Annotated in this window: 11 protein-coding genes and 1 pseudogene; all 12 read left to right on the plus strand. The window is 58.7% G+C overall.

Annotated elements, in window-relative coordinates; genetic code table 11:
* Positions 1-51: 51 nt before the first annotated feature.
* Entirely contained in the window at positions 52-615 is a 564-nt protein-coding gene (frr, locus tag ABIN98_RS19480) for a ribosome recycling factor (protein WP_346912211.1), read from the plus strand.
* Positions 616-643: 28 nt separating this feature from the next.
* Positions 644-1,411 (plus strand): isoprenyl transferase, encoded by a 768-nt coding sequence (locus ABIN98_RS19485; protein ID WP_346912212.1) that lies wholly within the window; start codon positions 644-646, stop codon positions 1,409-1,411.
* A gap of 1 nt (position 1,412) precedes the next feature.
* Positions 1,413-2,270 (plus strand): phosphatidate cytidylyltransferase, encoded by an 858-nt coding sequence (locus ABIN98_RS19490; RefSeq protein ID WP_346912213.1) that lies wholly within the window; start codon positions 1,413-1,415, stop codon positions 2,268-2,270.
* Between the two features lie 36 nt (positions 2,271-2,306).
* Positions 2,307-3,513: pseudogene (locus ABIN98_RS19495) on the plus strand (1-deoxy-D-xylulose-5-phosphate reductoisomerase).
* Between the two features lie 127 nt (positions 3,514-3,640).
* On the plus strand, positions 3,641-4,777 hold the full coding sequence (gene rseP, locus ABIN98_RS19500; RefSeq protein WP_346912218.1) for an RIP metalloprotease RseP: 1,137 nt from the start codon (positions 3,641-3,643) through the stop codon (positions 4,775-4,777).
* 303 nt (positions 4,778-5,080) lie between these two features.
* Entirely contained in the window at positions 5,081-7,324 is a 2,244-nt protein-coding gene (gene bamA / locus ABIN98_RS19505) for an outer membrane protein assembly factor BamA (protein ID WP_346912220.1), read from the plus strand.
* An 87-nt stretch (positions 7,325-7,411) separates the two neighbouring features.
* Complete coding sequence (lpxD, locus tag ABIN98_RS19510; protein ID WP_346912222.1) at positions 7,412-8,449, plus strand: UDP-3-O-(3-hydroxymyristoyl)glucosamine N-acyltransferase; 1,038 nt, start codon at positions 7,412-7,414, stop codon at positions 8,447-8,449.
* A 58-nt stretch (positions 8,450-8,507) separates the two neighbouring features.
* Positions 8,508-8,972 (plus strand): 3-hydroxyacyl-ACP dehydratase FabZ, encoded by a 465-nt coding sequence (gene fabZ / locus ABIN98_RS19515; protein ID WP_190293558.1) that lies wholly within the window; start codon positions 8,508-8,510, stop codon positions 8,970-8,972.
* 6 nt (positions 8,973-8,978) lie between these two features.
* Complete coding sequence (lpxA, locus tag ABIN98_RS19520; protein WP_346912224.1) at positions 8,979-9,776, plus strand: acyl-ACP--UDP-N-acetylglucosamine O-acyltransferase; 798 nt, start codon at positions 8,979-8,981, stop codon at positions 9,774-9,776.
* 7 nt (positions 9,777-9,783) lie between these two features.
* Positions 9,784-10,662 (plus strand): UDP-2,3-diacylglucosamine diphosphatase LpxI domain-containing protein, encoded by an 879-nt coding sequence (locus ABIN98_RS19525; protein WP_346912226.1) that lies wholly within the window; start codon positions 9,784-9,786, stop codon positions 10,660-10,662.
* A gap of 13 nt (positions 10,663-10,675) precedes the next feature.
* Positions 10,676-11,881, plus strand: a complete 1,206-nt coding sequence (gene lpxB, locus ABIN98_RS19530) for a lipid-A-disaccharide synthase (RefSeq protein WP_346912228.1) — start codon at positions 10,676-10,678, stop codon at positions 11,879-11,881.
* Positions 11,882-12,055: 174 nt separating this feature from the next.
* Positions 12,056-13,129 (plus strand): hypothetical protein, encoded by a 1,074-nt coding sequence (locus ABIN98_RS19535; RefSeq protein ID WP_346912230.1) that lies wholly within the window; start codon positions 12,056-12,058, stop codon positions 13,127-13,129.
* The last annotated feature ends 128 nt before the right edge of the window (positions 13,130-13,257 follow it).

A 13,257-nucleotide genomic window follows, 5' to 3' on the forward strand; every position in this document is an offset into this window, starting at 1 on the left:
GCCGGCTGAGAGTCTATTAAAACGAACAAATTAGAATGAAGTGAGGACAATATGCCCGTAGAAGGTATTGACCTGGACGATTTGCAGCGCCGCATGCAGGGCGCTCTATCGGTGCTGAAAACCGAATTCGCTGGGCTGCGCACGGGCCGCGCCTCCGCCAGCATGATGGATCCGATCAACGTTGAAGCCTATGGGCAGACCATGCCGATCAACCAGGTCGCGACCGTCAGCGTGCCCGAGCCGCGCATGGTCGCGGTCCAGGTCTGGGACAAAGGTATGGTCTCTGCGGTGGAGAAGGCGATCCGCGAATCGAACCTCGGCCTCAATCCGGTCGTCGACGGCCAATTGCTGCGCCTGCCGATCCCGGAACTCAACCAGGAACGGCGCCAGGAGCTGATCAAGGTTGCGCACAAATACGCCGAGCAGGCCAAGGTCGCCATCCGGCATGTACGCAGAGACGGCATGGACACGGCCAAAAAGCTGGAAAAGGACGGCGATATCAGCCAGGACGACAGCCGGGTCGCGTCTGATGAAGTTCAGAAGCTGACGGACAGCATGATCGGCGAAGTCGATGCCATGCTGGAGAAAAAAGAACAGGAAATCTCCCAGGTCTGAAGCGCTTCGGCTGAAAGCAGGGTCCCTCATGACGGTCAGTCCAGATCGAAAATCCGAGGATACGGCGCCCGATTCGGCCGCCGGCGCCTTGCCGCGCCATGTCGCCTTGATCATGGACGGGAACGGCCGTTGGGCAACGGCCAGAGGGTTGCCGCGGACCGAAGGTCATCGTCATGGACTGGAAGCGTTGCGCCGGACGATCCGGCACGCGGTCAAAACCGGTATCCGCTATCTGACGATTTACAGTTTTTCCTCGGAGAACTGGAGCCGGCCGCAGCCGGAAGTCAGCTTCCTGATGGGGCTGCTGCGCCGTTTCGTTCAGCGTGACCTTACCGAGATCCATAATGCAAATGTCCGGATCAGGGTAATCGGCGACCGGCTTACGCTGGAACCCGGTATCCGCGCGTTGCTGGTCGAGGCGGAAGAACTGACCAAAAACAATACTGGGATGACCCTTGTCGTCGCGTTCAATTATGGATCGCGCGACGAAATCACCAGGTCGGTCCGTCAACTTGCAGAAGAAGTCGCCGCCGGACGGCTGGCTCCGGAAGATATTGACGAGAAGGCGATCGCAAGCCGGCTCGATACCGCGGGTATTCCCGATCCGGATCTCATTATCCGCACCAGTGGCGAACTGAGGCTATCGAATTTCCTGATGTGGCAGGCCGCCTATTCGGAGTTCCATTTTCCGCCGGTCCATTGGCCCGATTTCGACGAGGCCGCGTTCGATCAGGCCCTGTCGGACTTCATGGGGCGCGAGCGCCGGTTCGGTGGCCTGGCCGCCAAAGCGCTCTAGAATGGCTGGCCTTGAGGGGAATACACCGGACAAGGGCCCGAAGAACAAGTCCGATTTAAAGTTGAGGGTCCTGTCTGCCGCCGTACTCGGGCCGATCGTCCTTGGCCTTGCATGGTTGGGCGGTCCTGCTTTCGGCATGCTTGCGCTGGTGGCTGCCATCCTTTTTCTGCACGAATGGTTCGAGATGACCGGAACCCGGCTTATGACACCGCACGGGATTGCCGGATATCTGGCGCTTGTAGGGCTCGCGGTAGCCTATCATTCTGGTTATCCCGGACTATCCTTGGCCTGCCCCGTCGGGGGCGCGCTTGTCGTCTACGGCCTGAGCGGGTTTAGCCGGGCAGGGCGTTGGGCGGCCGAAGGCCTGATTTACGCAGGTCTGGCCCTCTATGCGCTGCTCGTCATCAGGGGCGGGGTGCAAGGTCTGGAGTTTCTGTTTTTCCTGCTTGTCCTGGTCTGGGCGACGGATATCGCGGCCTATTTTACCGGCAGGGCTTTCGGCGGACCGAAGCTTTGGAGAAAAATATCACCGAACAAGACCTGGTCGGGGGCTATTGGCGGACTGGTGTGCGCCGTCCTGCTCGGCTCCGCTACGGCAGCACTTGCCGGAAAAGTAGACCTTTTCGCCTGGGCGTTATTGGCGGCAGTCTTGTCGATCGTCTCGCAATTGGGGGACCTTCTGGAATCCGGCGTCAAACGTCGTTTCAACGTGAAGGATTCCAGTCATCTCATCCCGGGGCATGGCGGCATCATGGATCGCGTAGACGGGCTGGTCGCCGCGGCAATTGCAGCGGTCGCGCTCGGAGTTTTATTCGGCGGTAGCGTTGCGGATCCGATTTCCGGTCTGGCACTCGGCTAAGGGAATAGTTTCATGGACGCGGCGTCGTCTTCACCGATGGACATGGACATGGATGGTACGACACAGCCGATCCGCCTGATCGTCTTGGGGGCGACCGGCTCGATCGGGAAAAGCACGCTTTGACCTCGTCGCGCGCAATCCCGAGCGGTTCAAGGTGACGGCACTTGTTTCCAACAACAATGTCGACGAACTGGCGCGTCTGGCCCGTCTGGTGAATGCCGATGCGGCCGTTTTTGGCCAATGAAGCGCATGGACCTGCCTTGGCACAGGCCCTGTCTGGAAGCGGGATTGCCGTTTGCCGTTGGCAACCAGGCCGTTCTGGACGCCGTCGACCGGCCTGCCGACATGGTCGTTGCCGGCATTGTGGGCGCAGCCGGACTGGTCCCGACCCTTGCCGCCATCAAGGCCGGGCAGGGCGATTGCGCTTGCCAACAAGGAATGCCTTGTTTCCGCCGGTGACCTTTTCATGAAAAAGATCCACCGGACAGGGGCGACGCTTCTTCCGGTCGATAGCGAACACAATGCCATCTTCCAGGTCTTCGAGCCGGAAAACCGGCGCGAAGTGGAAAAGATCATCCTGACGGCCTCCGGCGGTCCTTTCCGAACGACCCGGCTGGAGGACATGGCGACGATCACGCCGGAACAGGCCCTCAAGCATCCCAACTGGGAAATGGGGCAACGGATCACCATCGACAGCGCCACCTTGATGAACAAGGGCTTCGAAGTGATCGAGGCTTTCCATCTGTTCCCGGTCGACGACGACCAATTGGGGGTTCTCGTTCATCCCCAATCGGTCGTGCACGGCCTGGTGCAGTACGCCGACGGTTCTCTTCTGGCGCAGATGGGGTCACCCGATATGCGCACCCCGATCGCTCATTGTCTTGCCTGGCCAAAGCGGATGTCCGTGCCACTCAAAAGGCTTGATCTGGCCGAAATCGGTTCGCTTACCTTCGAGAAGCCGGATCCGGTTCGATTTCCCGCGCTCGGACTGGCTCTTTCGGCCCTCAAGCGCGGCGGCGGCGCAACCTGCGCCCTGAATGCGGCGGACGAGATCGCCGTCAGCGCCTTTCTAGACAGACGTCTGCGGTTTCTGGATATTCCGGCAGCGGTGGAGGCGACGATCAACCGGCTGGAAGCCACCGGGTGCCTCGGCCATCCCGACAATGTGGAAACGGTCATGGCACTGGATGCGGAGGCGCGCGTCATTTGTGCAGATTGGATTGCCGAACGCGGCGGGCGATAAGGCTGGATTGCTTAAGATCACGTTCTGGGGAAATTCAGTTTCCCACCATTAACGTGCCGTAATCTCGTAATCTGGTAGTCTGTAAATCACCGTACTGTGCGAATGCGCATCAAAACAGGAACACTCTATGGAACTTCTTTCCTCGGCCTTCGGACTTGTGGCTGGCTATATCGTGCCGTTTCTGTTTGTTCTGACGATCGTCGTTTTCTTTCATGAACTCGGCCATTTTCTCGTCGCCCGCTGGTGTGGGGTGAAGGTGGATGCCTTTTCCGTCGGGTTCGGGCGTGAGCTTTTCGGGCGAACCGACAAGAAGGGCACCCGGTGGCGTTTGTCGCTTATTCCGCTCGGTGGGTATGTGAAATTCGCCGGCGATGAAAATGCGGCCAGTGTTCCGGATTGGGAGAGGATCGCAGCGATGCCCGCAGAAGAGCGCGCCGGGGCCTTCATTGCCAAGCCGGTCTGGCAGCGCGCAGCTGTGGTGGCGGCCGGGCCAATCGCGAACTTCATTCTGTCCATTGCGATTTTCGCTACGATTTTCATGCTCTTCGGGCGAATTGTTACAGCACCGGTTGTGGATGTCGTTCAGCCTGACAGTGCCGCAGCCGTAGGTGGCCTGAAACCGGGCGATCTGATCGTTTCCGTAGATGGGGACGAGATTTCAACCTTCTCCGATCTTCAGCGCATCGTGTCCGTGAGTGCGAATGTCCCCCTGGTCCTCGATGTGAAACGGGGCGAGGAAACCGTGACCTTGACGGTCACTCCGCAATACCGCGAACTTAAGGACCGTTTCGGCAACGTGCAGCGCATAGGGCTTCTCGGCGTTTCGCGCAGCTTGCAGGAAGATGACCTGATTCACGAGAAATTCGGGCCGGTTTCTGCGGTCTTCGAAGGGACGAAGGAAACCTATTACATCGCTTCACGAACGCTCGATTATATCTGGGGCGTCATCTCCGGACGCGAGGCGGCGGACCAACTCGGCGGGCCGATCCGCGTGGCTCAGGTCTCGGGTCAGGTTGCGACCCAGGGGATCATTCCCCTGTTTTCCCTGGCCGCGGTGTTGTCGGTCAGTATCGGCCTCTTGAACCTCATGCCTGTGCCGATGCTGGACGGCGGACATCTGGTGTTTTACGCAGCGGAAGCCGTCCGGGGGAAGCCGCTTAGCGAGCGCGTTCAGGATATCGGGTTCCGGATCGGGATAGCCATCGTTCTACTTCTGATGGTTTTCGCCACATGGAACGACGTGCTTCATCTGACCCGATTGTAGCGCGGCGGTCCGTGGCATCCACGCAACGCCTTCAATTGAAATCTGTTTTGCCCGTCAGGGACTGTTGCGTAATCGGCAAAAGACTGTAAAACGATTTCGGTTCTAGAGATTCTGGGGTGGCCTGTGGCTTTTCGCACAGGACAAAAAAGACAAAGGCATAGCGCACTTATGCAGCGATTGCAGAAATTCACTCGTGCCGTGTTGCTCGCGGCGGCCGTATTTTGCACCGGCTCCGTTCTTCCCGATGCATACGGGCCGCTTTCGGTTACATCCGCGGAAGCGGCAGTCGCGCGCAATATTGTGGTGCGTGGCAATACTCGGATCGAGAACGAGACCGTTCTGAGCTACATGACCATAACCGTCGGACGCTCCTATGGTCCTGCGGATATCGACGAATCGCTCAAGGCGCTTTTTGCGACCGGTCTGTTTGCTGATGTTAAGATCGTTCCCCAAGGCAGTACCGTTGTCGTCAACGTGACGGAAAACCCGATCATCAACAGGGTGTCTTTCGAGGGCAACAAGAAGATCAATGACGATGCGCTGAAGACGGCTGTCCGTTCATCCGAACGTACGATGCTGACACGCGCAAAGGTTCAGGCCGACGTTCAGAATATTCTCGAGGCCTATCGCCGGTCCGGTCGCTATGGCGCATCCGTCAATCCGGAAATCATCGATCGTGGCAACAACCGTGTCGATCTGGTTTTCGACATCAACGAAGGCAAGAAGACCGGCGTCGAGCGTATCACGTTCATAGGCAACCATGCATTCAGCGACGGTAAGCTGCGTGACGTGATTCGGACGCGCGAGAGCGGACTGCTCAGCTGGCTTCGTTCCACGGATACCTATGATCCCGATCGCCTCGCACAGGATCAGGAGCTGCTGCGCCAGTTCTACCACAAGAAGGGTTACGCCGATTTCTACATCGTTTCGGCGACTGCTGATCTCGACCGCGAAAACAATGAGTTTCATGTGACCTTCACCGTTGAGGAAGGCGAGAAATACAAGATTGCTGACGTCGAGGTCGTTTCATCCCTTTCCGCTGTCGACCCGGAAACCCTTCGGTCGAAGCTGCGTACCCATGCCGGCGATACCTATAATTCGCTGCGTGTGGAGCAGACCGTCGAGGATCTTACGATCAAGATTTCCGAAGACGGCTATGCGTTTGCGGAAGTTCGTCCTCGCGGCTCTCGTGACTACGAAAACAAGACGATTTCGCTCACCTACTATATCGAGGAAGGTCCGCGCGCTTATGTCGAACGGATCAACGTGATCGGTAACGACCGCACCCGCGAATATGTCATTCGCCGGGAGTTCGATCTGGTGGAAGGTGACGCCTACAACCGCGCGCTCATCGACAAGGCTGAACGGCGTCTGAAGAACCTCGGCTTCTTCGAGAGGGTGGCGATCACGACCTCTCCCGGCAGCGCGCCGGACCGTGTCGTCATCAACGTAAACGTTGAGGAAAAGCCGACCGGCGAGGTTTCCTTCGGTGTCGGGTATTCCACGAGCGATGGCGTCATCGGTGATGTCTCGATTTCGGAAAAGAACTTCCTGGGCCGCGGGCAGTATGTGAAGCTTGGTGCCGGGATGGGCTCCTCGACGCAGAGCTACGAGTTTGCGTTCAAGGAACCGTTCTTCCTCGGTCGACGGATCGGCCTCGATCTTGACCTCTACAGGGTGGTCAATGAAAACAACGACTACCGTGCCTATGACGAAACGACCACGGGTGGTGGTTTCGGGTTCTCGTTGCCGCTTCGCGAAGACGAGTTGACGCTGCGGTTGTTCTACAAGATCTACCAGACCGAGCTGAAAGACCCCAACCATAAAGCTACAGGCATTTCGAACTGCGCAGGCAGCGGCCTTTCGATCGCGATCTGTGACTCGCTCGGGAAGAACCTGACGTCTCTTGTCGGCTACCGGTTCGTCTATACGACGCTTGACAACAACCTGGATCCGACCGACGGGATTTATGCCGCTGCCGGACAGGAATTCGCAGGTGTCGGTGGGGACTCCTTCTACATCAAGAGCACGGCCGACGTTAAGTACTTCAAGGAGATCCTGCCGGATCAGGGAATTGTTGGTGCCCTCAAGGTCTCCGGCGGTCATATCACCGCTCTGGGCAGCGACCGTCTGCGGGTTCCTGAGCAGTTCATGCTCGGCGGAAATCTGGTGCGCGGTTTTGAAAATCAGGGGATCGGTCCGCGTGACTCCGCCACAGGTGACGCGATCGGCGGTACGGTTTTCTTTGCCGCTACGGCTGAGGCAACCTTCCCGTTCCCGGGTGTTCCCCAGGAGTTCGGCCTGAGCACCGCGGTCTTCTCCGATGCCGGTGCGCTTTGGGACGCGGACTCCGGACTGGTCAACCTTGTGAACAACAATGGATCGTCCGTGAATTCGAATGACTTCGATCTTCGGGCATCCGTCGGTGTCGGTCTGAGGTGGCGTTCGCCGTTCGGTCCTTTGAAGGCCGACTTCGCATGGCCGCTCGCGAAGAACAGCGTGGACAGAACGCAGGTGTTCCGCCTGAGCGGCGGGACCCGCTTCTAACGTACCACGTGAAAAATCCTCTACGGCCGCCGCATTGCCGGCGGCCGTTTGCTATTGGTGCCTGATGCTCAGGGGGAGCCAAAACCCATGTCCGATCCCGTCTTTTTTCCGCCGGCCGAGCCGGTTTCACTCGAGAAGATCGCCGAATGGGCGGATGCGGAGCTTATTCGCGGAACGCCTGAGCTGTTGATCGCGGGGGTCGGTCCGATCGAGGATGCCGATGAGGGCGTTCTCGTCTTCTTCGACAATACCGCTTACCTCGACAAATTGAGCGAGACCCGCGCCGGGGCCTGCATCATCGCCCGGAAGCACGTGGACAAGGTGCCGGAAGGTGTTGCCGTTCTGGTGTCGAACGACGCCTATCGCTCCTGGGCCAAGGTGCTGGCAAAATTGTATCCTGATGCAATGGTCCCGAAACCCGCCGGTTTTCAGGGAATTTCGGATCGTGCATCCATTGACCCATCGGCGGTGCTGGAAGACGGCGTTGCGGTTGGCTCCGGAGTGGTGATCGGTGCCGGTGCACAGATCGGGTCGGGGACTGCCATTCTGCCCAATGCGGTCATCGGTCCGGGCTGCACGATCGGCCGGGATTGTGTTATCGGCGCAAATTCTACCCTGCAGCACGCCATTCTGGGTGATCGGGTCTATCTGCATCCGGGGGTTTGTATCGGCCAGGACGGCTTCGGTTATGCGATGGGAGCGGGAGGACATTTGAAGGTTCCGCAGGTCGGTCGTGTGGTGATCCAGGACAATGTGGAGATTGGCGCGAATACAACGATCGACCGGGGCGCCAACCGGGATACGATCGTGGGTGAGGGGACAAGGATCGATAACCAGGTGCAGATCGGGCACAATGTCATCATCGGCCGGCACTGTGTACTCGTGTCCCAGGTTGGTCTTTCCGGTAGCTGCACACTGGAGGATTTTGTCGCGATCGGCGGTCAAACCGGGGTTCGCGGGCATGTGCGGATCGGGATGGGGGCCCAGATCGCCGCGGTCAGTGTCGTCGGCGAGGATGTGCCTGTCGGCGGGCGCTACGGAGGGACGCCTGCAAAGCCTGTGAAGCAATGGTTCCGGGAGATGGCTGCCTTGCGCAAGCTTGCAGAGCGGGGCAGCGGGTCTTAAAGGGTTGTCTAGACAGAGATTGAAACTGGGCGCTCTGTGTCGCTCAAGGGGCTGAGGAATGGAACAGACTGAGAAGACGGAACTCGGTAGTGCCGACATCATGCGGATCATGGAGATGTTGCCGCATCGCTATCCGTTTCTGCTGGTTGACAAGATCATCGAGATCGACGGCGACAACAGTGCCATCGGCATCAAGAATGTCACCATCAATGAGCCGCATTTTACCGGCCATTTCCCGGGTCAGCCCGTCATGCCGGGTGTCTTGCTGATCGAGGCCATGGCACAGACGGCCGGTGCGATCTGCGTGGATTCCCGCGGTGACGGCAGTCCGCCGCAGCTGGTCTATTTCATGACCATCGATAACGCGAAGTTCCGCAAGCCGGTCATTCCGGGCGATCAGGTTCACTTTCACGTACAGAAGATCAAGCAGCGGTCGAACATCTGGAAATTTCAGGCGGTCGCCAAGGTCGACGGTGCGAAGGTCGCAGAGGCCGAAATCAGCGCAATGCTCGTGGACGCGTGAGGACGGATGGCTGAGATACATCCAACGGCTATCGTTGAAGACGGCGCCAGACTGGGCGACGGTGTCGAGATCGGACCCTATTGCATAGTTGGTCCCCATGTGGAGTTGGGTGACGGCGTACGCTTGGAAGCCCATGTGGTTGTCGCAGGGCATACGAAAGTCGGCGCGGGCACGCAGATCTTCCCGTTTGCCAGCATCGGACATAAACCGCAGGATCTGAAATACGCGGGCGAAGAAACCTATCTGGAGATCGGTTCGAACAACCAGATCCGCGAACATGTCACCATGAACCCCGGCACGGCCGGTGGCGGTGGTCTGACCAAGGTCGGCGACAATTGTCTTTTCATGATGGGGTCCCATGTGGGCCACGATTGCATGGTGGGCAATCATGCCATCCTGGCGAACAACGCGACCCTTGCCGGGCACGTCGAATTGGCCGATTTCGTCATTCTCGGCGGCTTGAGTGCCGTGCGCCAGTGGAGCCGGATCGGCACCGGGGCGATCGTTGGCGGCATGACCGGTGTTGAATTCGACGTTATCCCGTTCGGCTCGGTTATCGGCGACAGGGCCCGATTGGCGGGTCTGAACCTGATCGGCTTGAAGCGAAAGAATTTCCCGCGTGAACAGATCCATGCGCTCAGGGCGGCCTACAAGGCGCTTTTCGAAAGCGAGGAAGGCACGCTGAGGGAACGGGCCCAGGATGTGGCTCAGGCGAATCCCGATGAACCGCTGGTGAAGATCGTCACCGATTTCATTCTGGAAAAGGAAGACCGCCGGTTCTGCACACCGCGTAGCGGAGACTGAGCGGCTGATGACGTCGCCTCCCAATGCATCCGCATCACCTGATGCCCGTGTCGGTCTTGTCGCGGGAAACGGCGCTTTGCCGTATCAGGTGGCTGATGTTCTGGCGAACAAGGGGATTACGCCAGTGATTGTCGCCATCAAGGGCGAAGCGGATCCGGAAACCCTTGTGCGCTCAGTGGCCGAACTGGGTTGGGGTGAAATCGGCCGTCTGCTCAAAACCTTGAAGCGGCACGGTTGCTCCAGGTTGCTGCTCATTGGCGGTATTTCCCGGCGTCCGGATTTTGCCTCCGTCTTCGGGGATTTCGGAACCCTCAGGCTTCTACCGAAAATCACCAGGGCTCTGATGGGTGGTGACGACAGCCTGCTTTCCAAGGTGATCGGCCTGTTTGAAGCAGAAGGATTTGAGGTGGTCGGCATGACGGATATCGCACCTGAACTTCTGGCCGGCACCGGTGTCCTGGGTAAGGTTTCTCCTTCCAAAACCGCTTTGGAAGACATGGACCTGGCGTTCAAGGCGACCGAACGGCTCGGCGAACTGGATATCGGCCAGGCGGCGGTTGCCGTCGGTGGCCGGGTGGTCGCGCTGGAAGGGGCCGAAGGCACCGATGCCATGCTGGAACGCTGCGCGGTCCTGCGGGCGAACGGCCGTATCCGCTCCAAGGGCGCTGCCGGCGTGCTGGTCAAGGCGGCCAAGCCGAAGCAGGATCTCAGGGTGGACCTGCCGACCGTTGGCCCCAGAACCATCGATTTGGCGTCTGCTGCCGGTCTTGCGGGTATTGCCGTGGAAGCCGGCCGGGCCCTGATCGCCGATCAGGAAGCGACCTTCAGGAAAGCCGACGAGGCCGGTCTTTTTATCTACGGCATCGAGCGTCCGGAAAAGGACTGAGGAGCAGGTCGTGATGTCATCCGTGTCACTCCGTCCCAGAACCATCTGCATCGTTGTAGGTGAGGAATCCGGCGATTTGCTCGGGTCTGAACTCATTCTTGCGTTGAAGGGCCGCCTAGGTGACCAGGTGACCTATTGCGGCGTCGGCGGCGAACGGATGAAGGCTGCCGGTTTCAGAAGCTTCTTCGACATGTCGGACATTGCCGTCATGGGAATGACGGCGGTGCTTGCCCGCCTGCCGCTGATCGTCAAGAGGGTCTATCAGACGGTTGCCGGTGTGATCGCGGCGAAGCCCGATGTTCTGATCATTATCGACAGTCCGGATTTTACCCATAACGTGGCCAAGCGGGTGCGCAAGCGGGCACCGGACATTCCGATCATCGGTTATGTCTCGCCATCTGTCTGGGCCTGGCGGTCCGGTCGTGCGCACAAGATGAGCGTCTATGTGGATGAGTTGCTTGCGCTCCTGCCTTTCGAACCGGAGGTTCACGAACGGCTCGGCGGACCTCGAACCCACTACGTCGGCCATCCGATCATCGAGAGGGTAGACCGCTTTCGGCCGAAAGAAGGCGAACGGACGCCGGTCTCGTCAGAGAAAAAGGTCTTGCTGGTCCTGCCCGGCAGCCGCGGAAGTGAGGTCGATCGGCTTCTGGCGGATTTCGGAACCACCGTGTCTCGCCTTGCCGCGCGGTTTGACGATCTGGAAGTTCTGCTTCCGGCGGTCCCCCATATGGTCGAACGGATCAGGCGCGATGTGGCCGACTGGCCGGTGAAGCCTGAGATCGTCCTCGGCGAGGATGCCAAGCATGCCGCTTTTCGAAGGGCTCATGCGGCCCTGGCGGCGTCGGGAACGGTTTCCCTCGAACTGGCGCTCGCCGGTGTGCCTATGGCGATCTGTTACAAGCTCGACTGGTTCTATCGCCGTCTGAAGGATTTGAACAAGATCATCCAGATCGTCAGCGCCACATCCATGGTCCTGCCGAACATCATCCTCGGCCGCAATGTGGTTCCCGAGTTCCTGGACGATGAAGTCAACGCCGACCGGCTGGAACCGGTGGTCGCCGGTCTTCTGACCGACAGCGAGGCTAGGCAAGAGCAGATCGAGGCGTTCAAGGACCTGGATCATCTGATGCGTCTGCCGGATGACCGTTGCCAGAGTGCAGCCGCGGCCGATGTGGTCATGGAGTGTCTTGAAAGGCGCGAAACCAGGGGGCGGTAACCCTGCGGCGTTTGATTTCTCGATCTGATCGGGAAATCAAACCGGTGTCTTGAGGTGCAGCCTCCAGCATCAGTTTTCAGTCGCTGAGTGGCTCCCATCATCAGCTTCGAAATCCGGGCATTCAATCTATATGTGCCCTTGAAATGGGAACTTTACTGACTGTACGCTCGCCACATGTTTTTGTTACCGCTTTCCGATCCGTTGTGGCGAAAGCTCGATGACGCTCACCGTGACCGGGACATTCCGGAAATTCTTCATTCCCTTTTGGTGGATTGGGATCCGGAGTTGGCGAGTTCTCTTTTCTGGGATTACCTGTGCCATCAGGATACCTGCTATGGCGCGACCTATGCATCAGTGCCCTACCTTCTTCGAATTTCACAGCGTTTCCCAGCGGAGCCAGCTGTTGCGGACATCGCTCATTTCCTGGGACATGTTTCAATGGTGGCCTTTCAAGAAGGTGATGGCCATTGGAGCGATGGGACGTCCCCGCTGCAAGGACTGCCGTCAGATCAAGATGGATGGGATCGCAAGATCGATCTGTATCGGTCATTGCGAGAGTCCGCGCGTAAGGACCTGGCCGATCCAGAATACCCAGCGGCAGTTGAACCGAACGCAGTCAAAGGGGAAGCAGAAGGTTCAGCGTTGATGCAGCGGCGCAAAACGTGTCAGACCGAATTTGATCGCTACACCGAGCTGTTGTCGCGCGCGCCGGTAAGCGAGGCAGACCTTCAGAAAATTGCTCGGATCGGCCGTGCTTTCTTGGAGGCACAGGATGCCATAGCTGAACTTTGCCGGCAGGCCTATGAAAACGCAGAAGACCCTGACGAGGGGCGGTACTTCTTGTCAGGTGCCATTGCCGCAATGGGCGATCGAAATCTTGCTCGGCTGCTTGAAAGTGGCGACGAAGGAAGCTTCGAGTGTGGCAACTGCGCATGGCAGCATGAGTACATAATATTTGGGCGCCGTATGGCGTGTTATGCCTCTCCAGTCGAACCATGCGGAACTAAAGCTCGCGTCCCGGAAGATGACAGGGCGATGCTGGATTACAGAGAAGGCGCGCCAACCCGTGCAGACGGGTTTGTTTTAGCATGCGAAGGAATCGCCAATGAGAGGCCTGGCGGTCGAGCGCTACAGTTTGTGGAATCCAAAGGCGATGCGGAAAACGAGCACAGACTGCGCCTATTCATGGGGCGTTATCTTTGCCGGAAATGCGGCTCTCTAAAACCGTTGACCAAGGATCCGCATTAGGAATTGCACCGACGATCTGACCTGTTCGGTCTGCCGGTCGAAAATGCCGGGTTAGGGGGCATGACTTTGGGAAACAGTGACCTGGAGTGGGGATGCCGCGGGAATTAAGTTCGACCTTCCGGGGGAGC

The organism is uncultured Roseibium sp. (assembly GCF_963675095.2).
Lineage (GTDB): Bacteria > Pseudomonadota > Alphaproteobacteria > Rhizobiales > Stappiaceae > Roseibium.